At 65.2% G+C, this 24,369-nt stretch carries 23 protein-coding genes; 7 read left to right on the top strand and 16 right to left on the bottom strand.

Annotated elements, in window-relative coordinates:
* Nucleotides 1–271 precede the first annotated feature (271 nt).
* Nucleotides 272–1,312 (top strand): cytochrome-c peroxidase, encoded by a 1,041-nt coding sequence (locus ACQGNJ_RS13530; RefSeq protein ID WP_426689773.1) that lies wholly within the window; start codon nucleotides 272–274, stop codon nucleotides 1,310–1,312.
* A 243-nt stretch (nucleotides 1,313–1,555) separates the two neighbouring features.
* Here ACQGNJ_RS13530 and ACQGNJ_RS13525 read toward each other — a convergent pair whose 3' ends face one another.
* The 4 genes from ACQGNJ_RS13525 to ACQGNJ_RS13510 form a co-directional block, all read right to left on the bottom strand.
* Nucleotides 1,556–2,137: a dihydrofolate reductase family protein gene (locus tag ACQGNJ_RS13525; RefSeq protein WP_426689772.1), complete on the bottom strand. Its 582-nt coding sequence runs from the start codon at nucleotides 2,135–2,137 to the stop codon at nucleotides 1,556–1,558.
* A gap of 28 nt (nucleotides 2,138–2,165) precedes the next feature.
* Nucleotides 2,166–2,519, bottom strand: a complete 354-nt coding sequence (locus tag ACQGNJ_RS13520) for a YciI family protein (protein WP_426689771.1) — start codon at nucleotides 2,517–2,519, stop codon at nucleotides 2,166–2,168.
* 201 nt (nucleotides 2,520–2,720) lie between these two features.
* Entirely contained in the window at nucleotides 2,721–3,122 is a 402-nt protein-coding gene (gene arr, locus ACQGNJ_RS13515) for an NAD(+)--rifampin ADP-ribosyltransferase (protein WP_426689770.1), read from the bottom strand.
* A gap of 161 nt (nucleotides 3,123–3,283) precedes the next feature.
* Nucleotides 3,284–4,927: an alpha/beta fold hydrolase gene (locus ACQGNJ_RS13510; RefSeq protein WP_426689769.1), complete on the bottom strand. Its 1,644-nt coding sequence runs from the start codon at nucleotides 4,925–4,927 to the stop codon at nucleotides 3,284–3,286.
* 228 nt (nucleotides 4,928–5,155) lie between these two features.
* Between ACQGNJ_RS13510 and pdxR the strand changes: the two genes are divergently transcribed.
* Nucleotides 5,156–6,634 (top strand): MocR-like pyridoxine biosynthesis transcription factor PdxR, encoded by a 1,479-nt coding sequence (gene pdxR / locus ACQGNJ_RS13505; protein WP_426689768.1) that lies wholly within the window; start codon nucleotides 5,156–5,158, stop codon nucleotides 6,632–6,634.
* Between the two features lie 99 nt (nucleotides 6,635–6,733).
* On the opposite strand, the gene ACQGNJ_RS13500 is transcribed toward pdxR, so the two are convergent.
* From ACQGNJ_RS13500 to ACQGNJ_RS13490, 3 genes are all read right to left on the bottom strand, one after another.
* Complete coding sequence (locus tag ACQGNJ_RS13500; protein ID WP_426689767.1) at nucleotides 6,734–9,115, bottom strand: hypothetical protein; 2,382 nt, start codon at nucleotides 9,113–9,115, stop codon at nucleotides 6,734–6,736.
* A 357-nt stretch (nucleotides 9,116–9,472) separates the two neighbouring features.
* Entirely contained in the window at nucleotides 9,473–9,913 is a 441-nt protein-coding gene (locus tag ACQGNJ_RS13495; RefSeq protein ID WP_426689766.1) for a TonB-dependent receptor, read from the bottom strand.
* Nucleotides 9,914–10,036: 123 nt separating this feature from the next.
* Nucleotides 10,037–10,573: a carboxymuconolactone decarboxylase family protein gene (locus tag ACQGNJ_RS13490; protein WP_426689765.1), complete on the bottom strand. Its 537-nt coding sequence runs from the start codon at nucleotides 10,571–10,573 to the stop codon at nucleotides 10,037–10,039.
* Between the two features lie 133 nt (nucleotides 10,574–10,706).
* On the opposite strand from ACQGNJ_RS13490, the gene ACQGNJ_RS13485 reads away from it, so the two are divergent.
* Complete coding sequence (locus tag ACQGNJ_RS13485; protein ID WP_426689764.1) at nucleotides 10,707–11,633, top strand: cupin domain-containing protein; 927 nt, start codon at nucleotides 10,707–10,709, stop codon at nucleotides 11,631–11,633.
* Between the two features lie 122 nt (nucleotides 11,634–11,755).
* Here ACQGNJ_RS13485 and ACQGNJ_RS13480 read toward each other — a convergent pair whose 3' ends face one another.
* The 3 genes from ACQGNJ_RS13480 to ACQGNJ_RS13470 all read right to left on the bottom strand — a co-directional run bounded on the left by ACQGNJ_RS13480 (nucleotide 11,756) and on the right by ACQGNJ_RS13470 (nucleotide 14,288).
* Entirely contained in the window at nucleotides 11,756–12,223 is a 468-nt protein-coding gene (locus ACQGNJ_RS13480; RefSeq protein ID WP_426689763.1) for an SRPBCC family protein, read from the bottom strand.
* Entirely contained in the window at nucleotides 12,216–12,548 is a 333-nt protein-coding gene (locus tag ACQGNJ_RS13475) for an ArsR/SmtB family transcription factor (RefSeq protein ID WP_426689762.1), read from the bottom strand. The genes ACQGNJ_RS13480 and ACQGNJ_RS13475 overlap by 8 nt, the downstream gene beginning before the upstream one ends.
* A 165-nt stretch (nucleotides 12,549–12,713) precedes the next feature.
* A complete protein-coding gene (locus ACQGNJ_RS13470) occupies nucleotides 12,714–14,288 on the bottom strand; it encodes an ankyrin repeat domain-containing protein (RefSeq protein WP_426690057.1) in 1,575 nt (524 codons plus the stop codon).
* A 769-nt stretch (nucleotides 14,289–15,057) separates the two neighbouring features.
* On the opposite strand from ACQGNJ_RS13470, the gene ACQGNJ_RS13465 reads away from it, so the two are divergent.
* The 3 genes from ACQGNJ_RS13465 to ACQGNJ_RS13455 all read left to right on the top strand — a co-directional run bounded on the left by ACQGNJ_RS13465 (nucleotide 15,058) and on the right by ACQGNJ_RS13455 (nucleotide 17,033).
* Complete coding sequence (locus tag ACQGNJ_RS13465) at nucleotides 15,058–15,540, top strand: hypothetical protein (RefSeq protein WP_426689761.1); 483 nt, start codon at nucleotides 15,058–15,060, stop codon at nucleotides 15,538–15,540.
* The gene (locus ACQGNJ_RS13460; RefSeq protein ID WP_426689760.1) at nucleotides 15,537–16,475 is read left to right on the top strand and encodes a hypothetical protein; all 939 of its coding nucleotides are present in this window, start codon (nucleotides 15,537–15,539) and stop codon (nucleotides 16,473–16,475) included. The genes ACQGNJ_RS13465 and ACQGNJ_RS13460 overlap by 4 nt, the downstream gene beginning before the upstream one ends.
* 216 nt (nucleotides 16,476–16,691) lie before the next feature.
* The gene (locus ACQGNJ_RS13455; RefSeq protein WP_426689759.1) at nucleotides 16,692–17,033 is read left to right on the top strand and encodes a YciI family protein; all 342 of its coding nucleotides are present in this window, start codon (nucleotides 16,692–16,694) and stop codon (nucleotides 17,031–17,033) included.
* Between the two features lie 62 nt (nucleotides 17,034–17,095).
* On the opposite strand, the gene ACQGNJ_RS13450 is transcribed toward ACQGNJ_RS13455, so the two are convergent.
* The 4 genes from ACQGNJ_RS13450 to ACQGNJ_RS13435 all read right to left on the bottom strand — a co-directional run bounded on the left by ACQGNJ_RS13450 (nucleotide 17,096) and on the right by ACQGNJ_RS13435 (nucleotide 20,141).
* Nucleotides 17,096–18,325, bottom strand: a complete 1,230-nt coding sequence (locus ACQGNJ_RS13450; RefSeq protein ID WP_426689758.1) for a carbohydrate porin — start codon at nucleotides 18,323–18,325, stop codon at nucleotides 17,096–17,098.
* A gap of 200 nt (nucleotides 18,326–18,525) precedes the next feature.
* Nucleotides 18,526–18,948, bottom strand: coding sequence for a hypothetical protein (locus ACQGNJ_RS13445; protein ID WP_426689757.1), 423 nt, complete (start codon nucleotides 18,946–18,948; stop codon nucleotides 18,526–18,528).
* Nucleotides 18,949–19,129: 181 nt separating this feature from the next.
* Nucleotides 19,130–19,558, bottom strand: a complete 429-nt coding sequence (locus tag ACQGNJ_RS13440) for a hypothetical protein (RefSeq protein WP_426689756.1) — start codon at nucleotides 19,556–19,558, stop codon at nucleotides 19,130–19,132.
* 151 nt (nucleotides 19,559–19,709) lie between these two features.
* Complete coding sequence (locus ACQGNJ_RS13435; protein WP_426689755.1) at nucleotides 19,710–20,141, bottom strand: winged helix-turn-helix transcriptional regulator; 432 nt, start codon at nucleotides 20,139–20,141, stop codon at nucleotides 19,710–19,712.
* 45 nt (nucleotides 20,142–20,186) lie between these two features.
* Here ACQGNJ_RS13435 and ACQGNJ_RS13430 point away from each other — a divergent pair, with 45 nt between their 5' ends.
* On the top strand, nucleotides 20,187–20,774 hold the full coding sequence (locus ACQGNJ_RS13430; protein ID WP_426689754.1) for a hypothetical protein: 588 nt from the start codon (nucleotides 20,187–20,189) through the stop codon (nucleotides 20,772–20,774).
* A gap of 150 nt (nucleotides 20,775–20,924) precedes the next feature.
* Here ACQGNJ_RS13430 and ACQGNJ_RS13425 read toward each other — a convergent pair whose 3' ends face one another.
* Together ACQGNJ_RS13425 and ACQGNJ_RS13420 are read right to left on the bottom strand one after the other, a co-directional pair.
* Nucleotides 20,925–22,727, bottom strand: coding sequence for a putative bifunctional diguanylate cyclase/phosphodiesterase (locus tag ACQGNJ_RS13425; RefSeq protein ID WP_426689753.1), 1,803 nt, complete (start codon nucleotides 22,725–22,727; stop codon nucleotides 20,925–20,927).
* 344 nt (nucleotides 22,728–23,071) lie between these two features.
* Complete coding sequence (locus ACQGNJ_RS13420; protein ID WP_426689752.1) at nucleotides 23,072–24,268, bottom strand: FAD-binding domain; 1,197 nt, start codon at nucleotides 24,266–24,268, stop codon at nucleotides 23,072–23,074.
* Nucleotides 24,269–24,369: the final 101 nt, after the last annotated feature.

Below are 24,369 nucleotides of genomic sequence, written 5' to 3'. Positions count from 1 at the left end.
CAGATCCTTCGTTTCGGCATCGTTTTTGTTGATCTCGATCAACAGCTTTCGGTGCCGATGACCCGACCATCCGGGGTGGTGGCAGCGTGACCTGGCACCGACAAGCGCAGCCGATGGCTCCGGTTGAGCCAGGACGGCGGGCGTGGCGACGATCCCGTCGACATCCATCCGGGCCATCTGCTCCGCGCCGCGTTCCCGCATCACCAGAGTTTCCTGGATGCGTCACAGACATTGATGGTTTCGATTGCCACCCATTGCGGAGGGTCAGCGGATGTCGTCGATCAAGCTGGTTTCACTGATGGTTCTCGCCTCCCTGGCGACAGGTCAGGCATGGTCGCAAACGGCATTGATGAAGCAGGCGCAGGGTCTGTTCAAACCGATACCCGCCAACGCGCCGCCGTTGCCGGGCAATGCGGCGACCCCGGCCAGGGTGGAGCTCGGCAAGATGCTTTACTTCGAGCCTCGGCTGTCCAAGAGCCACGCCATCAGCTGCAATTCATGCCACATGGTCGGCATGGGCGGGGTCGACCTGCAGGAGACTTCGCTGGGCCATCGCTGGCAGCATGGCGGTCGCAATGCGCCGACCGTCTACAACGCGGTGTTCGATGTCGCCCAATTCTGGGATGGGCGTGCCAAGGACCTTGAACAGCAGGCCGGCGGTCCGCTGGTCAACCCGGTCGAGATGGACACCACCGAGGCACATGTCGTCGAACAGCTCAAGGGAATTCCCGGCTACGCCGCCGTGTTCGCCAGGGCCTATCCAGCCGTGCCCGATCCGATCACGTTCGACAACGTGCGCAAGGCCATCGCCTTGTTCGAAGCCACCCTGATCACCCCGAACGCGCCGTTCGATCGCTACCTCAATGGCAACGAGAAGGCGCTCGACGCGAACCAGCAGGCAGGGCTGGCGCTGTTCATCAACAAGGGCTGCGCGGCATGTCACAACGGCATCAACGTGGGCGGCGGCATGTACGCCCCGTTCGGCGTGGTCGAGCGGCCCGGTGCCGACATTCTCCCGCCCGGGGACAAGGGGCGCTTCGCGGTGACCAAGACGGTCAGCGACGAATACGTGTTCCGGGTGCCCTCGCTGCGCAACATCGCGCTGACCGCGCCCTATTTCCATACGGGCAAGGTGTGGGACCTTCGCCAGGCTGTCGCGATCATGGGCAGCAGCCAGCTCGGCGCGAAGCTGAGCGACGAGGAGGTGAACAAGATCGAGGTCTTCCTGGGGTCGTTGACTGGCGATCAGCCCAAGGTCGCACTGCCGCTCCTGCCACCCAGTGTGGCAACGACCCCGCGGCCCAAGCCGTAGCCCACACGAAGAGAACGCCTGCATGGTCGTGAAATCCAGCCGCTACGCACACTGAATGACCGTGCAGGTCCACGTGTTGGTGGACCTGGTCGATGACGAGGGCTGCGAAGGGAACTCGCCGCCCTCGCTGATGCAGCAGGTCGCCGCCCTCGCTGATGCAGCAGGGGCCGCATGGTCACCCCGTTGCGTGTCATGCCGGATCGTCAGAGCTTGGCGGGCGCCGGCGCGGGCGAAGCGGGCGGACTAGGCGGCCTGCAAAGGCCCGGCGACCTTGTACGTGCTGAGGATGATGCCGGACGGAAATGCTTGCGTGCTGACGAGCTCGAAGGAGCATGGCGGGGTTCCCTCCGCAAAGAAGCGCTTCCCCGTGCCCAGCAGCACCGGATAGACGATCAACAGGACTTCATCCGCCAACCCATGTTCTAGCAGCGTCGATGTCAGCGTGGAGCTGCCCGAGAGCACAAGGTCCGGGCCGTCCTGCGACTTGATCCGGCGAACGCCCGCGACGAGATCCGGTCCAACGCCTTCGAACGGGCCCCAGGCAAGACTTTCCGGACGATGGGTGGCGACATGTTTCGTCGCCGCATTGAGCGCGTCCGCCATCGGGCTGCCTGGCGCCTTTGGCCAGAAGCCCGACCAGATATCGTAGGTGAGACGGCCAAGCAGCAGGTCGAAGCTCGTGCCATACGCGGCGAGGATCGCATCCCGGCCAGCGGGGGTCCGATAGGGCGCGGTCCAGTCGCTATGGGGAAAATCGCCATCATCATCGGAGTGCTGGATCACGCCGTCCAGCGAGATGTGTTCCATGATCTTGAGCTTTCTCATTTGAATCTCCGTGTTGCGGGGGGCGTTTCTATTCCGCCGGCATGACGAGGAATTCGCGCACCTCGACCGCTGCACGGCAGGCGACGACGGCCTTGCGTCCCCACGCCAGCGCCTCATCCATGTCGGCTGCGTCGAGTATCCAGAAGCCGCCGATGTGTTCCTTGGACTCGATGTACGGTCCATCGGTGATCACCACCGCTCCGCCGGGCTGCTTGCGCAGTGATTTCGCGCGGGGCGCCGCTTGCAGTCCGCCGGCGAAGAACCAGGCGCCGGCCGACGCCATCTCGTCATTGAGCGCCTGGATGTCGCGGACCATCGCATCGTCTTCCAGCGACGCGTCGTAGTTGTCGGGGTGGTGGATCGCCACCAGATATTGCGGCATGTCTGTTCCTCGGGTGATCTGCAGGCTGGCCGGTTGCTGGCCTTCACTGCAGCGACGAACGGCCGCCACCGATTTCGACAACCGTTCGGGACGTTGTTTTCGACCTCGGGCGTTTGTCGGGTGGCAGGCGACGGACAGGGGAAAGCTCGGGGTGCCGAAAAAGCCCGGGGCGTGAGCGCCCGCCCCGCTCGCGCATCATGCTCACTCCTCGATGGCTTCGACACCCTGCTGCCTGAGCTCTTCGAGGCGATCGAGCATCTGCCTGAGCCGCTCGGGCGAATGACCCTGCCAGACCACCACCTCGCCGACGACGCGGAACGGACTTCGGGAGCGATACGACCGGGTGATGTTGCCGGGAAATTTCTTGTCCGTCAGGTTGGGGTCGTCCTCGATCGGACCGGTGGGCTCCACGATGTAGATCCGCCCCCGCCCTGCCCCCACGGCCAGCTCGGCGCCCCAGGTGGCGGCGTCCAGGGTCGCGGTCAGGTAAACGAACAACGCCTGCTTGCGCCTGCCGAAATTGGAGGCATGACCCGGCACGATCAGGTCGCCCACGTTCAGGTCGGCCCTGGTGCCGTGATAGTACGTCTGCGGTTCGGTCATCGCGTCTTTCCGGTGTCCTGCCAAGGCGGCAGGCCGGCGATGCTGCATCCCGCACCGGGGCTTGCCGCAAGCACCCCTGTGTTTTATAAATTGATGGTGGGAAGCGCAAGGCGCTTCCTTTTTGTTTTTGGCCGCCCCGCCTGCCCGCGAGGCACAGCGGCTCAGGGAACCAGCAGCCAGCTCACCTGATGGATGTCCGGCGGCGGCGGCAACCACCAGCCCGTCGCCGGGTAGCCGTATTCATAGGTCACGGCGTCCTGCATGGCGAAGGAGTGCATCGGCTTGGCCTGGCAGACCACGTCCCTGACCGGCATGGCGCCGGAATTCAGATAGGCAAATTCGGCGTTGGTGGTGCAGGCGTTGTCGTCGAACATGGCGCCGTGGGTGGTGGCGTTGTTGACCAGCACCATCCGCGCGGCGGGGCCGTTCACGAGCCGATCCTTGAGCGCCTCCGAGTAAGGCGTGGACGGATCGAACTCGTTCTGCACCAGCAGGGCCTGCACCCTGGTGCGCGACTCCAGAGCGCGGTCGAGCGCCGACTGCCACGGCCAGTGCTGGCACTTGTCCACCACGGTGGACGCGCCGATGGCCCAGTACCTGCGCACGTCGGCGATCTTCTGGGCGATGCTCCGCGGATCGGTGGAGCCGGAGTCGTTGCACTGCAGGACATCGGCCATCGGGTTGAAGCTGGGCTGGCTGCGCAGGTCAACCGAGGTGAACGCGGCGATCTGCTCGGCACTGGCGATATGCGCCGGGTCGCCATCCAGCGCCTGGGACATGGCGCTCAGCGACGGCGACACCAGCAGATCCCAGAACACCCACATGCCGGTGCCGTCCATCGCGCCCAGCGCCTGGTCCGGCGTCACGCTGCCCATGCGGTGCTCCGACGTGGCCTGATAGATGCGCTGGAACGTCGTCATCACCTGCGGCGGGGTCGTGCCCATGTGGAACTGGTCGTCGTGCCGCGCGATGAACGGGATGAACGCCTGCTGCACGTTCAACTGATCCATCGACATCCGGCTCAACGCCTGTCGCTGCCAGTCCAGATGCCGCCAGTTCATGTTGCTGTCGAGCACCACGCGTTCGAACCGGTCAGGGAACATGCGGCTTGCGTACGCCATCAGGCTGCTGCCGCTGGAGACGCCGAACAGATCGGCGCGCGGGAAGCCCAGCACGGCACGCACCAGGTTCAGGTCACGGGCGTGGTTGGGCGTGGTGATGTTTTTGAGGAAGGTCGCATGCTGTTGCAGGCATGGCCCGATCGAACGATTCCACCAATCCTGCTGCGCCCGCACGCTGTCGACCGTGGGATTGCGGCTGTCGCCGTCCATGAAATTCTCGGCACCGCTGCGCTGCGCATAGTCGCAGCTCACCTGGGTGCCCAGGCCATCGGTGATGCCGCGCAGGTCGACGCCGACCACCAGGTGGTCGATCTCGACCTGCGGCTGCAGCTGTTCGAGCATCTCCGCCTGGGAAGCGCTGGAGTTGTCCGGGCCGCCGGCATTGACCAGCAGCAGACGGGAGTGCGACGGCGCGTTGAGCGGCCGGGAAATGCCGATGGTGATGTCACCCTGACCCGGGGCGGCCCAGTCGACGGGCACCGTGACCAGGGCGCATTGAATGGTGCTGCCGTCGGTGAACAACGATGGCGGACAGCCGCCCCACTTCACCGCCTGGTGGTAGTACCTGGCGTAGGCCGGATCACCGCTGTGATCGTCGACACTGTGGGCGCTGGCCAGCCCCGGGCACATCACGCAAGCGATCAACGCCAGCAGCTTGCGCGCAGACAACGTAAAGAGCTTCATCCTGATGATTCCCTGGTCGATAGTGGCTGCCTACATGAGTCGCGCCATGGCATTCACTGCCATCGGCATGCGGGCTTTCCGGGTGGTCCTGGTGTCGTGCGAGCCGTGGCATGATCATCGTCAGGGCGAGCGTGACCGTAAATGACCGGTCGCGAACTTTTTCGATGTAACCACTTCGAGCCGCCACGGGGAGCATGGATGGCGCACAGGCGGCAAAACGACGAACCGATGTATGTGCAGATCGCCGAGTCGATCCGGCGGGATATCGATTCGGGTCGCTTCCAGGTGGGCGCGCGGCTGGCCGGAAGCCGCTCGATGGCCGTCGCCCTGGGAGTTTCCCGCACGGTCGTCTTGATGGCTTACGACCAGCTGGAAAGCGAGGGTTACCTCGCATCGCAATCCGGCAGCGGCACCTACGTGAATGCGCGCCCCGCCGGCGTGTCCGCGGGCGAGACGCTGATGGAGGAACAGGTCGAGCCGCCGAGAGAGCCGCGGCTGTCCCGCCTGGCCCGGCGGGCTGTGCTGCCTGCCGTCCCCGAGGCGGACCTGCCTGCGCCCGAAGAGGACGTGATCGAAACGGAACTGATCGACCTTGCACAGCCGCGTGTGAAGTCCGACCCGCGCAGCATCAAAGCCTGGAAGCAGAACCTGATGGCGCTGCTGCGCCGTCGCAATGCGCCGCACTTCCCCGAACTGCAGGGTGCCCTCGACCTGCGCAAGGCCGTGGCCGGCTACCTGAGCGTCGAGCGGGCGATCGAGGTCGATCCAGACGACATCCTGATCGTCAGTGGCGCCCAGCAGGCACGCGACCTCATCGCCCGCGTCCTGCTCGACGAAGGCGATGGCGTCGGTGTGGAGGAACCCTGCCAGTGGAGCGTGCGCCATACCTTCGAGGCGATGGGAGCGCGCATCGTGCCGTGCCCGGTGGGCCCACACGGCATGGACATCGACCGCCATGCAGCGGCGCTGGACGGTGTGCGGTTGGTCAACGTCGCCCCGTCCTTCCAGTTTCCCACCGGCGTGGTCATGCCCGAGGAGCGGCGCCGCGCTTTGCTGCAATGGGCCTATGCGCACGATGCGTGCCTGGTGGAGGACGATTTTGATTGCGAGCACCGCTTCGGCGTGCGTACCTCGCCGTCGTTGTGGTCGCTGGACCGCCACGGCCGGGTGATCCACGTGAGCAGCTTTGCCCGCTCCATGTTTCCCGCGCTGCAGCTGGGCTACATGCTGGTGCCGCGCCCGCTGCGCGAGCGGTTCCTGGCGGTCAAGTGGCTGGCCGATCGCGGCAGCATGTCGATGCAGCAGCACGTGCTCGCCGCGTGCATCAACAGCGGCCAGTACCTGCGCGATCTGCGGCGGATCGCACACCGTCTGGCTCCGCGCCACCGGGCCTTGCACGACGCGCTGCACCTGCGTCTGGGCAGCGCCATGGCGGTGACCGGCTCGGTGGCAGGCGGATCGGTCTTCGTGCACTTGCCGCGCTTGCCGCGTGGCGCCACCGGGGCCTTGCTGGCCGAGGCACTGGCGCGCGGTGTGCGCATCCGTTCTGCCGAGCGCTTCCACCGGATGCCGCCCGCTCACGTCACCCTGGTGCTCAGCTACGCCGGCTTGTCCGAGGCCAGCCTCAAGCGCGCCGGGGCCCGGCTCGCCGAGGCCTGTCTGGCGGTCGAAAAGGGCCGCTCCAGCGGCAATTCAACCGTCCCGTGACTGCTCCGGAATGGTCCCTGACGTCCTTTCCGCTCTGCAGGCGTCGCTTCCGCCCTTCAGTGCCACCCCGACCATGGCGCATGACACTTTGCGCCTGTTTCAGGTGATCCAGTCCTGCAAGGACTCGGCTTTCCACTGGCCACCCTGCCATGTCAGCAGGTATGTGCCGCCGCTCCAGCCGGAGGACCAGACAACCAGCGCCTGTTTGCCGTCGTGACTCACTTCGAACACCGGCATGCTCATGACGAAGAAGCGGCCGCGCGCCTTCTGGAACGCAGCGACCTGCTGCGTGTCGAGAACGATCATTCGCCCACGCATCGCCACGCCGGAGAAATAGGCGGCAGGTGCCTGGACGAAGATCGCGCGAGCGCTGTTGTAATTGTCCGTGCTGCCGGTGATCGCATAGGCCTGTGCCGGATCGGCGCCCGTAGCCGAGGTGGTGACGATGGCACCCAGCGACTTGTCGAACAGGTTGCTCAACACCGCTACCAGCGCCGAAGCGTGCGGATCGGCTCCGTGGCTGGCGGCCACCTGCGGCAGCGGATCGCGCCCGTCGGGTATGCCGTCGCCGTCGGTGTCGGCATTTTTCGGATCGAGCAGCATGGCCCACTCGGCGATGTCGGTCAGTCCATCGCCGTCGGTGTCGCGCGCCAGCTCGACCAGTGGAATGTCGAGATACAGATCGTTCCGCCGTGCCTTCATCGGCAGGGAAATGGGCGGCAGTGTGACGTGCTCGTCGTCGAGCTGGCGCACCGCCACCTCGAGCTGCAGATGATTGCCCGCAAGCATGGGCAGCTTCGAGCGCGCCGCCACCACGTAGGGCTCGAACATCCGCAGCCCGGTGTAGAGCGGCGCCTGGAAATGCCTTCCGCTGTCATCGGAAAGGCTGATCCAGTAGCCACCTGCACTGATCTCGCCGGTAGGGTCGAGACTCTGCGACACGGTAACAGCGACCACGCGCTGGCCCTGCTGCTCATAGCGCACCAGCTCGCCGCCCGGCAAGCGCCCGGCCCACGGCGGCGCGACGGTGTGCGCCGTGGCCGGTGCCACGAACAGGTCTTCGATGCTGCGCGACCTGGCTTTCGGATATGGCGTGCGCAAGGCGCCCGGCAGGAGATGCTCCACCCAGCCGGGCCGCGGAGCGGCGATCACGGTTTCCATCGCCTTCAGCATCGCCGCGGGCAACTGCGAACCGTTGCCGGTTTGCGGCGCGGCACCGGGACGCTGCATGGGCTCATCCGCGACGCGCCCCACCATCTCCAGCAAATCCTGCGCGCAGCGATGGCAACGCCGCAGGGCATCGGCGCGGGTCTCGGCAAGCGTGTCCGCGGTCATCGACGTCTCCACCTCCTCGACGAAACCCGGGTAGCCGTGCTCGATCGCGATACGGTTGTACAGGCGGCTCCACAGACTGCGCCAGTAGCCGCCGGAGTCCCCCAACGTGGACAGGCGATGGTGCTCGACAAGCAGGTCGAATGCATCCTCGCCTGATGGATGAAGCAGGCGGTCGAGCAGACGTATCTGGTACCCCGCCATGGCCGCGGCCTGCTTGTCCAGGGCAGCATTCGCGCTGGCATGCTCGGGCATGCCGACTGCGGCGCCATCGGCAGGGCTCGCAGACTGATCGTCACGCCAGGCCTGCGCCGGGGCCATCTGTCCCAAGGCGAGGTAAGCCGCGGCAATGGCCCGCCGCGTGTCTGCATCGAGTAGATCGTGGTAGCTGCGATCCATGTCGCTCGGCGAGCTCGGCAGAAGAGCGATGGCATCTTCCAGGCGCCCCTGCCCGAGTTCTTCGCCCAGGTGCCGGGTCCGGATGTCCAACCGCCGATGCACGGATACGCCGGGATCGTGCCGGGCCTTTTCGTCGGCCAGCCGCAGGATGGCCAGGTCAAGCAGCGCGTTGCCGGACGACCCGCCATCGGTTGCAAGGGTGAGGTACGGCTCCGTCGTCCGAGGCTGGTTCGCCGTTCGTTCGGTGAGCAGTGGCAAGCAGGCAAACTGCCGGAACAGCGCGACCCTGTCCGCGTCGGCATGCAGCCTGCCCTGCAGCAGTCGCTCGTAGGCATCGATGTTGCACTCGCTGAACGGGACGCTGATCGTGCGCCCCGCTTCGATCATGGCCAGCGGGCTTTGCGGATAGGCATGCGCCAGGGCGATGTACCGATCGATCAAGGCAGCGTCACTGCCATCCCGATCCTTGCCAGCGCCACGCTGCAGCGTGAGCAGCACAAGTTGATCGGCCAGTTCGCGCGGCAGCTTGAACGCCTGCGCCGTCCTGGTCTGCAGCACCTCCAGTGAAGCCCCATCCATGCCCCAGGCATAGAGCCGGCCTTCAAGTGTCCTGGCATCGTCATCGCTGCCGTACTTGACGTCGGTATGCGCGAGGAACGCCTTGATCGGCGCACTCTTCGGCGAAGGCATCGCTGCCGTACCGGCGGCGACGTACATCAACAGACACAGCCCGATCCATGAACGCCGCATGTTTCCCCCTGATGGCCGGCGCCTCCGCTGGCACGGCGCACTGCAGTGAACGCTACACCACTGGCGGTTTCAACAGCAGGCCAGCATGGCGGACGGAGCTGATTGAGCCGACGCAACACCCTTCGTCCCGGTCGCATCGGACCAGCTGCCGGCCATGGACGCTGCGGAGACTGCGTTGCATCGTTCGACCTCCTTCGTCCTCCTGCGCAGTGAATTTCCCGATCACCATCTGGCGGCTCGGACCGGTCGGGTCTGACCGACACTGCGACCGGGCGGTCAGCGCCATCTAAGCAACCCATCACGGGAGCTCGTAGCTGTCCGCTTGCCGACGTGCCGTGCCTTGTTCCGGCCTGTCTCTCAGCGGGGCGATCGCAGCACCAGCCACGCCATCAACAGCACGGCGATCAGCACGCCCACGGACGCCACGCCGAGCAGCGGTCCGATCGTCGGCTCGGGAACGCGGCCGGCGTAAAGCAGCACCAGGCCCACGGACATCACCAGCGCGGCCAGCTGATGCAGGTAGAACTGGAAGACGGCAAGCGGGGACTGGGCGCCGACGATCCACAGCTTGTGCACCAACGCGTAGATGAAAGACACCACGAAACCCACCAGCAGGATATGCGCGTGCGCAACAAACAACGAGTGGTTGTGCGAAGCGGCCATGGAGATGCCCAGCCCCATGCCCGCGATGGCATACGCAAAACCGCAGAGCAAAAATCTCCGATCGAGCGTCATGTTGTTCCCCTTGGTAGCCCGTGCCCGGCACCGATGCCGCACGATGCGCTGCCGGCGGCGCATCGACGCCGGGCGATTGTGCTACAGATTCCGGGGGCGTGGAATGCACTGGACAGCGGCAAGGTGCCCGTGTGAACAAGCGAACGCGGGCACCATCGGGCGCCCGCGCCGATGTCGCGCCGCGACTCACGCCACCTTGGGGAAATCCAGCGTGGTGTCGTTGATGCGATTGACCATGTTGGTAAACAGGATCGCGCTGACCACCAGCGGGATCTCCACCAGCTGGCGATCGTCGAAGCCGGCGGCCTTCAGCGCGTCGACCGCGGCGGCGTCCAGCGTGCCGCGCTGCTGCACCAGGTGCAGAGCGAACTTCACCAGTGCGTCGATGCGCGCATCCGCGGCGAACGAGCCGGCGCGCAATTCGCGCGTCTGCTCCGCCGTGTAGCCGGCCAGCTTGCCGGTCATGGTGTGCGCGGCCACGCAGTAGTCACAGCCGGTGGTCTCGCTCACGGCAAGGTTGATCGCTTCCTGCTCGCGTTTTGACAAGGAGCTCTTCGCCAGCGTGGCGCCGGTGCCGAGCACGTGGGCGAGAACCGCCGGGGCATTGCTGCCGATGGTGGCGTAGACGTTCGGCAGCTTGCCGAGGCTGCGCTTGATGGTGCCGAACAACTCGGCGGTTTCCGGGTCGGCCTGGTCGTGGGCGAGCGTGTGCAAACGGGTCATCGCGGTTACTCCTGTGGAAGAAAGAGGCGGCGTTGCCTTGGGCATCGGCCGGTGGTGACAATGCTGGGCGTCGCGCCCCCGCCATCGTGTTCCGCGCGTCTCGATCCTGGTTTCGTTCGTCTTGAGGTGACCGATGGACAGCTTGAGTGCACTGGTGGTGTCGTTGGGCCTGCGCGGGCGGGTGGACCTGCTGTGCCGCTTCGCCGGCGCGTGGTCGGTGCCGCACCCGGAAACGCCGCCGGGTCGGGTGCCTTACCACGTGGTGCTGGCCGGTGAGGGCGTGCTGGAAGTCGGCCGCGAGCGGCGTCCGTTCGTGGCCGGCGACCTGGTGCTGTTTCCGCGCGGCACCGCGCACACCATGCGCCATGCCGACGGTGCCATGCTGACCTTTGCCGAAGCGCGCCGCCCGCTGGGCCGCCTCGTCGAGGTGGCGAGCGAGGCACCGCGCAGCGATTTCGACGTGCTCTGCGGCACCTTCGAGCTGGGCCAGCACCACGCGCTGCTGCTGCGGGCGCTGCCCGAGGTGGTGCATCTGCGCACACAGGGCCGCGACGACTACGCCGGCCTGCACACGCTGATGCACGCCATGCGCCACGAGAGCCTGCAGGCCTCACCCGGTGGCGACGCGGTGATCGCGCACCTGTCCGCCGCGCTGTTCACCCTGGTGGTGCGCACGCTGATGGAAGAAGGCGATCTGCAACCGGGCCTGCTCGCCCTGCTGATGGATGCGCGGCTGGGCCCTGCGCTGGCTGCGGTGATCGACGCACCGGCCCAGCCATGGACGCTGGAACGACTGGCCGAGGTCAGCCGCATGTCGCGCGCCAGCTTCGCGCGGCACTTCGCCGAGCTGTCGCCGGTCACGCCGATGGACGTGGTCACCGCCTTGCGCATGGATCTCGCCGCGCGGCTGCTGCGCGAAACCCCTCGTCCAGTCGAGTTGATCGGCGAGGCGTGCGGCTACACCTCGCGGGCGGCGTTCGGGCAGGCGTTCAAGCGCGCGCACGGCACCAGCCCCGCGGCGTTCCGTCGCCAGGCGGTCGAGGCGGCATCCGCAACCTGAGGCGAAGCCTGCGTCGGTCAAGAGCATTTAAAGCAATCAGCCAAGTTCCCTTCAATCCGGCCGCGCGGAATTTGCCGCGTCCCCTTTGATCCCCAACCCTGATGCAGCGCGGTGATCGGCGTTCATCCCTGCCTGGCTGGCGGATATGCCTCCGACAGGGCAATGGAGCCGGTCTCCAGCAGGGACTTCAGGTTGGAGAGAATCTTCGGCCAGCCACCCGACACCGCGGCGATGAGCTTGGACGGTTCGCGCTCGATCGTATGGGTGATCGAAAGCTTCACCGCCGCACCACTGGGCTCCAGCTCCATCGTGCACAGCGAATCGCCTTCGGCCGTCAGTTCGGGTTTGCTCTGGTGCAACCAGCGGATCACCAGGCGCCGCGGCGGATCCGCCTCGACGATCTCGCCAGCATCGGAGACCTGACCATCACCCTGAACCATCTTCCATTCGGACCCGGTGGTCCACTGGCTTTCGCAGTGAACACCGAACCAGTATTGCTGCATGAATTCCATGTCGTCGGTCAGGGCCGACCAGAGTTTCTCCGGGGTGGTGCGGATGTAGGTCACGTAGACAAAGGTCGATCTAGCCATTGGCTTTCTCCAGTCGTCGTTTCAGGTCACCCAGCGCCTTGAGGCGTGGCTTTTCAAACTTGGCGATCCAGCGCTCGTAGATCACCTGCAGCGGCACGGGATTGAGGAAGTGCAGCTTTTCGCGCCCGCGCCACACGGTGGCCACAAGGTTCGCCGCCTCCAGCACCCCCAGGTGCTGCGTCACGCCCTGCCGCGTCATGTCCAGGTGTTCGCACAGATCGTTGAGCGTGCGGCCGTCATGCGCATGCAGCAGATCCAGCAACTTGCGTCGGCTCGGATCGGACAGCGCCTTGAACAGCAGGTCTGCATCGAGCTTTTCGGCCATGGATGGTTACATGCAAGAGATCAGTTGCATGAACTATAGGCAAGCATATGCTTGCATGTCAAGGGGAGAACATAAGGGGTCAGATTCATTTACCAAGACCGATCAATGAACCTGACCCCTTATTCAGCCAACACGTTGACCTGCTCCGCCCCGCTGTCGAGTTGCCTATCGACGCTCCCTTCGCCAGGCCTCGATGATCTCCAGCACCGCGTCGGGGGGCTGCTGGTCGGAACGCCATTCGATCGGTGAGCCGGCATCCAGCAGCAGTCGGCCAACCGCTTCGTGGTCGCCACATCGGCTTTCCGACATACGGCTCCCTTCGGCGGCCCAGACCAGTGGCTGAGCATGAAATTCCAGATCGCGCACAGCGGTGGAGGCCCCGCGCGCCAGCAGCAAGCGCGTCGCCTCCACCTGCCCACTCATCGCCGCGCAGTGAAGCGCGGTCTTGCCGATCGCCTCGTCACCGCGATCCGGATCCAGGCCACAGGCCAGCAACGCATCGATCGCATCCGCACTGCCCTGCTCGGCGGCACGGTACAGCGCCGCGTAGTGCTCAGGCCGGATCTGGGTGCGCAATGCCGGATGCCCGGCAAGCATGCTGTCCACCGCGAGACGATCGCCACGGCTGGCCGTGGCGATCAACTGGTCGACCAGCTCAAGCGCCTCGCTGGCGCCATGCATGGCCAGCCACTCCGCCACGGCGCGGTTGCCGTTCATCGCCGCCAGGGCATACGGGGAATAGCCGTCGGCCCGACGCCGCGACAGATCCGCCCCACGGGCAGCCAGCAGTTCGACCAGGGCCACGTCACCACGCGCGGCTGCCGCATGCATGGGGCTCTCACCGTTGGGTTCGAAGACCGGGTCCGGATCGGCGCCATGATCAAGCAGCCAGCGCACGCCATCGATGGCGTTCGACCACTGCAGGATCGCGTACAGCGTGGCCGCTCCGTCCGTGGCCCAGCGCTGGTTGGCAGAGGCGCCATGCGCATGCAGAAAATCCAGCTTGGCGATGTCGCCCGCGCTGGCGAGTATCGGCAACGTCACGCCATCGTCGGGATCGGCGCCGGCTTCCAGCAACACCTCGGCCACGGGAAGCGAACCGGTCACCAGCATCGCGCCCCACAGCACCGGACGATGCACGCCATGGTGCTTCCATGGAAAGCGCAGCTGCACGTCTTCACCCAATGCCAGCAGCCGTCGCGCGATCGCCACCAGGCCATCGGGGTCGGCAAGCCCCGCGGCGTGAAGTGCGGTATGACAGATGTAGTGCAGCGGCCACCAGTCGCGTGGCCCGCCCTGCGCGCGCGCAAGTCCGGGATTCTCGGCCAGCAAGGCTTCCACCCTGACAGCATCCCCCAGTACAAGTGCGGCGTGAAAGCTGACGCGGGACAGATCGGGATACCGCTCCAGCAATCGGCGCGCACGTCCGCTGCGTCCATCCGTCGCCGCTTCGACGAAGGCGACCACCGCTTGATCGCCATGCAGCGTCAGCTCCTCGATGCGCTCGGCAAGTGCCTTCCATGAAGGAAAGCCATGCTCGCGCGCCATCACCGACTGGGCGTCGTGGAGAGCCAGGGAAACACCGGCCAGGGCATCCATGGGCAGATGGGCGAAAGCAGGCAGGATGCGAAAGCGTTCGAGCGCGGCGGGATCGCCACCGGTGGCCAGTCGCTTGAGCTCCTTGGCCTGACGCTTCAGCTGATCGATGTCCGGACGGTCCGGAAGAATACGGTGGGTCATCACGACAACCTCCATGCAGAGGCCGGCGGTCCGCAAGCTGGCCAGCACGGAGACGGGATGCCGTCATGCGTGTTCAACCAGGGTGGACTCCGTCCTTCGCGCGGACCCGCGAGCGCCCCGAAGCGCCCGGTGATGATGCGCCATGCACTTGCCGAGAATCAACACACATGGGGGGACGGGAACGGGGTCAGGTTCACTTCCGAACGGCGGATAAGTGAACCTGGCCCCCGTTTTGGTTACGTCCCTGACGCCGTTTCGGCCGTCCCGCAATAAGGGTGGCTGCGTGTGGTCCATGGACAGTGCGCAGCAGCCATGGCGATGTCGAGCCTGAAGAAGGCACACTCCGACTTTTCGGCACTTCTCGCAGCAAATTCCGTTGAGTACACTCCGGCCAATTCCGACGGGACGCCCATGGTCCTTGCGGAAGGGGAATGGGGAATGCAGTCCACGCCCGCTTTCATATCCCCACCGGTTCTGCATGGCGCGACTCGGCGGGTAAGCCAGGAACCGTAACTGCCGGCTCGCTGCGCACCACGCAGACTCCAAGCACTTTTTGCGCTTTGCGCAAAGACATCCAACGCGTCCAAGAAACGAAGCCAGTCACCCGATGCCGCAACCCGGACGTCGGCTGCCGCAATCCCAATGCCTCGCCCTGGTCGGTGGAGCGCCTTCTCCTTCGACCGCCACGGAACGGAGGATTGACATGCACTTCTCACCTCTCGCTTCTCGAAACCGCCACCGCGATCGTCGACGCTTCGCGATTCCCGCCATGATCCTGCTCGCCTGCCTCGCCGTTACGGCACGCACCGGAGCCATGCAGGGCCCACCCGCGCAGGCGCCCGCGAATGCCCCGACCACCACCACAACCGCCCCGCCCAATCCCGGCGCGTTCAGTAATGCGCCACGCGAACCCCAACGGCTGTCGAGCGAACAGCAGGCGCAGCACTCCATGCTGACGGACCGCGAGCAACTGCTGTCATACGCCATCCTGCTGTTCGGCACCGCCGTCCTGTTCGTGCAATACCTTCTGTTGCGCACGCCAAAGCGAAACTCGTATGAAATCCTGCAGCTTCTGGCGATCAACCTGATCGTCACGGGCACACTTTTCCTGATCAGCGCCGGGTTCAGCGCGCAACAGATCTCGCCCGGACTCGGCCTCTTCGGCACCATCGCCGGTTACGTGCTCGGACGCCGGGCCGGCGACACCGCCAAATCCGACAGCACAGACGACAACCATCGAGGTGCGCCATGAATATCTCGCCCTGCCATGTCTACGGACCACTGCTGCTCGCCATCCTGCTGACAGGCTGCTCTGGCCAGGAGAGCGGGCAAGCACCCGAGGGCACCGCCGCCGTGATGGCGGCGCAGACCGCAAGCACGCCGTCAACGCCGGCTGGCACCGTCTCCGAGCCGGATGCCAGCCAGCGCGCGGCACCAGAGATGCACGATGAACCCGCACCTCAGGCCGCGATGCCCGCGGCCCAACCCGCGCCGACCGGCACGGCCTCGACATCGCCTGCGGCATCCGCAGCGCCACCCGCGGCCCAGGCCAACCAGCCGGACCAGGCGAGCCTCGCCCGGCAGGCAGAGCCGGCATTGGAACCGGTGGCAAACGCGGCGGCGGATTCGGACAAGCAGCACGCCATGGCCACGCTCGCAATCCCCCACGCCACACCGAAGCAGTTGTCGCACACTGCCATGGTCAACCACGCCGTCACGCAGGCGTCGGCGGTCCATTCGCCACTTGCGACGTCGCAGATGACGCACGCGTCCACGGTACTCAACGCGCAATCCGCCACGGCACTGAAGCAGCAGAGATTCGCGTCGCTCATGACGCGCTTCCATCATCCCGCGGCGCTCGCGCGTTACGACACCCTGGTCGCGCCGCCGCCGACCATGACAACCATGAGCCTGAAAATGGGCGGCGTCGGCATTTCCAACTTCGACGACGTCGCCCGCGTCAATTTCGCACTCAAGACGTCCGACAGCGACTGGACCAACAACTACCTCGACCCCCGCGACACGCGGGAATTCGGCTGCGGCCTGATTGGGGACTGCCTGTTCTGGATGCAGACGGGTGACCGAACCCCCGTGTACTACGCGATGCATCACGAGCAGCGCTATGCGATTTTCTGGGACCAGAACAAAGCCATCTGGGATTTGCGCCTGGCCGTGCAGGACCCGTGACGACCGAGCGCGCGGCTCATCTGAAGCAACACGCGGTTGGCGTCACGGCTGAGGCTGCTGCGTCTCATCCATGACCCGGAAAGACTCGGCGACGAGGCGGCGAGGTGAAAGGGCCGTGGCACGGTTCGGCTTTGCCCACCAGTGTCGAACCGCGATTCGCCCGTTCGTCGTGAGGAGAATGGCAGCCACTGGAGCTGCGCGGCCGCGGGGCATGGCATGAGCAAGTACATCATCTACTTCAACCAGGCGTGGGTCGGCGAGCACACCGAGACGTGGTTCGCCGCGCGCGGTCCGCTTGCACGCGCGGTCGTGGACGACATGAAGGCGGCTGGCGTCTACGTGTTCGCCGGAGGCCTGGACGAAGACCCGGAAAATGCCTTCAGCGCGGATGCCACCAGCGGCACGCTGACCTTCACCGAGGGGCCGTACGTGCGGAACCCGCAGTTCCTGGGCGGATTCGCCGTGATCGACGTGGCCGACGAGCAAGCGGCAAGGCAATGGGCGGGCAAATTGGCCGAAGCCTGCGGCTGGCCGCAGGAGGTTCGCCGGGTCAAGTAGCGGCCAGCTCAACCTGGCCCCCGTGCGGTTCGCACGCCACGCGCAGGCTCCTACCGGACGGTTTAAAGGTCGGTGGACAGTTCGAAGCGCAGGGTGAACACCAGGGCGTTGCGCACGGTGGGGTCGGTGCCAGGGTGGATCACGTATTGCAGGTCTGGCTGCACGGCAAACCAGTCGTTCGCCTGGGCCAGGTAGCTCAGCTCGATCGAGCGCTCGGTGGCGGTGGTCGGCCGCGGGGCCTCCTGCTGTCGGTAGGGGCGTCCGTTGCGCGCCACCGCGATGGCCAGGCCCAGCTCGTCCTGGCGGCGCTGTTCGAACGGGCCGGCCAGCACGGCACCAGCGCCGAGGTAACGGCCGAAGCGGGCCACGGCCGGATCGCCCGCGCCGAACTGCGCGAACAGCGAGAGGCTGTGGCGGCTGTCATGCGCGTCGCGCGCCACAGTGCGGTCGGCCACCGCGTAATAGCCGGTAGCGCCGTGCTGGCGCGCTGCGCCGGAGGCGGGCGCGAGCCGGTCGAACGTGGTGGTGTAGTGCCACGCGCCGATGGCGAGCTTGCCGGCGTACATCGGCAGCATCGCGTTGCGGCCGATGCGCAGGCGCGCATCGCCGGGCGGGCGTGCGCCCGCCCGGTTGAGCAGGGCCAGCTCGGCCACGTAGAGACGGCCATCGCGGGACTGAAAGGCGCGCAGTCGGTCCCCATCGCGGATCAGCGGCACGCCGTCGAGCACCGCCGCGCGCAGCACCACGCCTTCGGCTGGCTTGAAGGCAACGCGTGCGCCCAGCGCCGTGCGCGGAAAGATCGACGGCCCGTCGACGCCAGTCTGCGCGAACTCCGGGCCGATGCCGAACGCGCTGTTGAGAAACAGCCCGCCGGACTGCGTGCGGTCGAACTCGCTGTTGACGTCATACAGCCCGGCCAGCACCGAGACGTTCGCCTGGGCGAGGTTGTGCTCGATCCAGGCTTCTTCCAGTTGAAGGTTCGGCGGTGCGCTGAGGTTGTTGACGCCCATGGCGTCGCCGACGAAGGCATCGGGCTGGCCGCCGTGGATCCACAGTGCGTCGACGTAGGCGTGGGTGCCGGTCCAGCCGAGCGCGCGGTCCAGGTCGAGCAGGCTGCGCAGGTGCGCGTTGCCGACGTAGGTGGACGAGCGCGCCGCGCCGCCATCGAGGTTGCCGATGGCAGCGCCGTCATAGGTGAGCGTGGTGGTGGCCCAGCCGTTGTCGTCGGCGTGTACGCGGATCGCCGTCAGCGCCAGCAGGGTGCCCAGTGCGATGGCGATGCGCTGTGGCATGGAGGAGGTTCGCGGAGAGGTGCGCGAAGTATAGGCGTCCGGACGAGCGAAGCCGCGACGGTCAGGACGCGAGAATGGTGTCAGGGACAATTTGACGACACCTGCTGCCGCCCCGAAATTGTCCCTGACACCTTGTCGGTTTTGTTTTCCCTCTCGGGCGGCGAAATGGTGACCTCTGTTTCGCAATGAGACGCCTACAACTAATCCGCAAGCCGTCCAACCACTGGCCCATTCCATCCATCGCGGAAGCGCAGGAGAAAGTGCGCGCCAGTCCCGTCGATCTCCTCGATGATGTACTCGTGGCCCGCCTGGGCGTCGAGCGCAAGATTTATCTCACCCCAGCCGCCTCCCATGACGTAGCGAAGGTCAAAAGTGTGGGTTCCAGGAGTCACGTAGACTTCCTCGGGCAATCGCGCCAGCGCACTCGACCTCTTGACGGGCTTGCCATCGATGCTGGCGATGAGGATGTGCGGCGAAAACATTGAGTCCGCCGTACCCGTTGCGTACTCACTGACCACATGTACCCCGGTCTGGCGATCCACGTTTGGCATGACGAACGGTTTGCTGGGCACACAGGCAACAAGTGTGGCGCAAGCGATGATCAACGTAATGACCTTTTTCATTTCCCCTCCTATCAGAAAATTCCTATCGTCCCGAGGCCACAAAAAGTGGCTGAAACCGCCCAGCGAACACTCGTGTCTCCAAGACCCTGGGCGGGTATCTGCCCGTCACTGGTGCGTTGAGGTCACGGACGTCGATGCCACACCTGATCGCCCACAGCCGGCCAGCGAAAGGTCAGATCGATCAACCCGTTGGCAAAGGGGTGGCTGCCAGTTCCGTGCCATGCAAGCCTTTGGTGACCCAGAAGCGCACGCTGTACGCATGCACTTCATGATGGACAAGGTAGGTCTCGCCGGCCTTCGCCTGGATTGCAAATCGCCCACGCGCAACGGCACCCGCATGCACGTAGCTCACGTCGAACGTGTGCGAACCCGGCATCAGATACAGCTCATTGGACGACACCCGCAGGTCCCAATAGCCATGAATTGGCTTTCCATCCACGCTTTCGAAGACGACGTAATGCTCACCCTGCTTCAGGAACACCCCGGGCAAGTCCGAATCGGCAATCAGGTGCGCGGTCGTCGCGAGATTCTGTCCCCTGGGAATGAACTTCGTCTGCGCCGAGCAGGCAGCCAGTGCCAACGGCGCGATCCACAGAATCCACTTCTTCATCTTTCTCCTCCCCTGTTGCGTTGGGCCAAAAGCCGAAACTGACGGCAAAAAAGACGTCAAGGACAATTAGAAGTCTCTTTGGCCGCCAAGGACAGTCTCTGGCGCCATCTTTCTTGCGCACTTCTATCAAATTGTCCCTGAGATGACCCGGCTACCTGGCGTATCGGTTCAGCGCATCGCCACAGCCCAGCGCTGCCGCCGACGGCGCCGGAGCCGGGCCGCGCACCCGCTGAAGGTGCGCCAGACCCCAGACCCGCGCCTCCTCTACCAGCGGCAAGACCGCTTCTCCGTAACCGCTCAGGCGGTATTGCACTGGCGCTGGCACCGGCCCTGCCACCACGCGTTCGACCAGACCGTGTGCTTCGAGCCCGCGCAATTGCTCGGTCAGCACCTTGTGCGAGATCGGCGCGACGCGGCGTAGCAGACCGGAAAAGTGATTGGGCTCGCGTGCGAGCCAATAGAGGATCGTGAGCTTCCACTTGCCACCGACCGCTACAAAGGCCGCATGCAGCGGACAATCCGCCAGCGGATGGGACGGGGCCAACAGATACGCACCTGATGGTGCCTTCTTGTTGCTGGACATGGCTGCCTCTAGCGTTCAGTCATTCGACTCACCCGGGAGCATGCCATGCCGAACCGTTACCGTGCTTTCTTGTCATGGATGGCCATCATTGGGCTGCTATACCTGCCGGCTCCCCCCGCCCGCGCACGACCGGCGAAGCCTGCCAAGATTGCAGCGGAAGCACCGCGCGATGGCCAGCATGATTTCGATTTCGAGATCGGCACATGGCACACGCACCTGAAGCGTCTGGTGCATCCGCTGTCGGGATCCGACGAATGGGTGGAATACGAGGGCGTGACGACCGTGCGCAAGGTCTGGAACGGCCGCGCCAACCTGGTCGAGCTGACGGCAGACGGTCCGGGCGGCCATTTCGAGGGCCTGAACCTGCGCCTCTACAATCCGCGGTCGCGCCAATGGAGCCTCAACTTCGCCAGCAGTGGCAACGGAACGCTGGGACAGGCGACCATCGGCCGATTCATCGACGGCCGCGGCGAGTTCCATGACCAGGAAGATTTCGATGGACGCGCCATCTTCGTCCGTTTCGTGATCACGCCACTCGACGCCGACACGATCCGCTTCGAACAGGCCTTCTCGGACGACGGCGGCAAAACCTGGGAGATCAACTGGGTGGCGACCGATACGCGACTGAAATAGCGAGTCAACGCATTCAGCTTCCTTAGCCCCCCGTTTTCCGGTTCCCTCATCTGGTTTCGAAATCCTTCGTCCCGGTTTCGAAATCAAACGGATGTAAGTGGCTCTGACCCGGTTGGTGCGGCAGCCATAAATTGTCCCTGACACCTTTTCTCAAGGCGCAAGCGGTACCGGGCCGCAGCCCTGCTGCTGCAGTTGCGCAATGAGTGCCACATGGGAATCGCCGCGGGCATACAGCCATCCCTGTACGCGGTGGCAGCCCATCGCGCGCAAGGCGGTCTCCTGGGTGAGCTGCTCTACGCCTTCGACCACGACTTCCAGCTCCAGGGCGTTCGCCAGCGCCACCACCGCCGAGACGATCGCGTACGCATGCGGGTCGCCCGGAAAATCATCGATCAGGCTCTTGTCGATCTTCAGCGTGTCTACCGGAAAGCGCTTCAGATAAGCCAGCGATGAGTAGCCGGTGCCGAAATCGTCCATCGCCAGGCTGATACCCAGGGCCTTGAGCGCTTGCAGCGTCTGGAGCGCGCTTCCGGCACGACTCATCAGCACGGTCTCGGTGATCTCCAGACACAGTCGTTGCGGATCGAACGACGTATCACGCAGGACCTCGGTGACCATTTCCACCAGGCCTGGCTGTTCGAACTGGCGTGCGGACAGATTCACCGCCAGCGCACAGACCTCGCCGTCGGGTGCCGCCGGCCATTCGTTGGCGTCGCTGCAGGCACGATGCAGTACCCAGCGACCGATCGGCACGATCAGGCCCGAACTCTCGGCGACATCGATGAAATCACTTGCCGCCCGTAACACACCCTCGGCATCACGCCAGCGCAACAGGGCTTCGGCCGCGACGATCTTGCCCGTGGCCAGATCCAGCTCGGGCTGATAAACCACTTCCAACGTGTCGTTATGCAGCGCATCGCGCAAATTCTGTTCAATCAACAGCCGATCCAGAAGGCCGCGATGTTGCTCTGAATCGAAAACCTCGCAACGATTGCGCCCCCTCGTCAAGGCCTGTTTGCTGGCGAGGTCGGCATCCCGCAGAAGCTCATCCGCGGTGGTATGCATGTCGCCCGGGTTGAACGCGATGCCGATGCTGGCGCTGACCGAGAATTCGACCTGTTCGAGCTTCAAGGGTCGGCTGATCTCCGCCAGAATGTCCTCGGCCTGCTTGTGGGCCTGCCATTCCTGGGCCAGCCACGGCATCAGCACGGCGAAGCAATCGCTCTCGACCCTGGCGACAATGGCTTCGTCAGGCGTCACGGCATTGATGCGCTCACCCACCTCGTGCAGCATCATGTCGCCACCCGCCTCACCCGCTATTTCGTTGACACCGTAGAAGCGATCAAGACTGATGAACAGCAAGGCGGCCAGGCGCGGTCGCTTGCACTGGCGCCGGAGCAGATCGTTGATGGCCCCCAGCATCAGGGTACGGTTGGCAAGCCCGGTCAGTGGATCATGCAGCTGCAGATAGTCCAGACGTACTTCGGCGCGCCTGTGCCGCTCGTTCTGCACCGCCCGCGCCAGAAAATCCCGCATCTCATCGGCGAACGCAATCTCGTCAGGCCGCCACTCGCGCGCCGGGTCCGTCGCCTCGTAGACCACCGCACCATAAAGTTCTCCGTCCACGCATATCTGCGTCTCCATCAACGACAGCGCATGCGGAGGCACGCCGACCATGCCTGCATAAGTCCACGTTCCTGACGGGTGCTCCGTGGCGGGTCCGGCGGCGGGCGATTTCGGCGATGGCAAAGACGATGGCGCGGGATGGTGAACCGCTATCGCGGCCAGCGCGGGGCCTTCTTCGAAAATCCCTCCATCATGAGCATCACTGGCTCGTTCATGCGCGAGCACACAGATGAAGCCGCTGTCGGGCCGGTATTGCCATATGCAAACGCTGTCGACATCGAGCACGCGCGCCGCCGCTTCCGCAATGGCTTCAAACGCCTGCAGCAACCCGTCGCCCGATTGCCACAGACACTGGGCCAGGCGGGTCAGTGCCAACCGATGCCGAAGCAGGCGGGCGTCGCCGTTCGAGCCGTCAATCTTCCCCTTTTCGGAATCCATGACGCTCCCTGCGTAAACGGCGCGTCCTGGCGGACGATGTGTGAACGCGTTACTTGGGTATACACCCCTGTAGAAAGGAAAGGAAACGCCCGTGTGGGCGCACGTTCGCCGCGCTGGTCGCGGCCCAACCGGATAACCGAGTAGAGCCGTCGTTTCGATCGAACCAGGCGAAAAAGGGCGACTGGGAAACCTGAATCGCCACTTCCCCATTTAATTCTTTCAATCGCATCCCGCTACCCGAGGCCGTACTCAGGCAGTTCGAAACCGTCCCGCACGCTGCGCCCGGCGATCAGGTGGGTGAGCCAGGGCAGATTCATCGCGCGGATACCCATGTTGCGCAGCCAGATCCCGGCATGGGTGCGCGCCGCGAAAAAGTTGATCATGCCCAGCGCGGCTTTCTGCTTGCGGGCGATGAGCGGACGCAACCTTGCCTCGTATGCCGGGAACGCACTCCGATAGTCGCCGTTGGCGCGCAGCAATTCACCCGCCATGACGTACGCTTCGGTCATCGCCAATCCGGTGCCCTCGCCGCCCAGCAGCGAGATGCACGCAGCCGCATCGCCGATCAGCGCCACCCGTCCGCGTGACCAGGCAGGCATGTGCACCTGGCTGACCACGTCGAAGTACAGGTCCTCGGCGCGAGCCACGGCATCGAGCATGCGCGGACATTCCCAACCGGCATCATGGAACTCATCGCGCAGCACCTGTTTGCGCGACTGCAGGCTGCCGGGATCCGCGGTCCCCGCACTGCGGAACACAAACAGGAACAGGCTGCGGTTGTCGCGCAGGGTGAAACGCGCGGCCTGCTTGCCGGGTGCACTGTGGATCACGTAGACCCGTTCGTCGCGCGGCCGGTAGTCCTCCACCACGCACGCCGCCACCCGACAACCCAGATAGTGCTCGTAGTCCGCGTCCGGACCGAACGCCTGCCTTCGCACATTCGAGTGCAGACCGTCGGCACCGACCACCAGATCGAATGCGCGCTGCTTGCCGCTGCGCAAGGTCAGGCCGACGGCGCCATCGTGCTCGTCGATCGCGGTGATGCTGTCATCAAAGAGCGTCTCGCAGTGATGCTCCACCGTGGCGTAGATCGCTGCGGCGAGGTCGCCGCGGGGAAGACTGGTGAAACGTCCACCGGCGAGGCGCTCGAAGGCGTCAGTGCGCATGCTCGCGCGCACCCGGCCGTCATCGTCGACCGCTACCAGACGCTGCACCTGGTAGCCGGCATCGCGCACCGCCTGCTCGATGCCCATGCGCTGGGCGACGCGGTACCCCACGCCCCAGAAATCGATCACGTAGCCCCCGGTCCGGAACGCCGGCGCATTTTCGATCAGGGTCGGCTCGCAGCCTGCACGCAAGAGCCAGTGCGCCAGTGCGGGGCCGGCCACGCCAGCGCCGCTGATGGCGACGCGCAAAGGGATCGATGTCATGGGAGTGTCCTTGCTGGAGGGGATGCCAAGGCCGAGCACAGCCAGCTATGCTGGGCATGATCGCAACTATGACTGACTGGTCAGTCATATTCAAGGATTCC

This window comes from Rhodanobacter ginsengiterrae, assembly GCF_050026815.1.
In the GTDB taxonomy this organism is placed as follows: Bacteria; Pseudomonadota; Gammaproteobacteria; order Xanthomonadales; family Rhodanobacteraceae; genus Rhodanobacter; species Rhodanobacter ginsengiterrae.
This window is presented reverse-complemented; position numbering and strand designations above follow the sequence as displayed.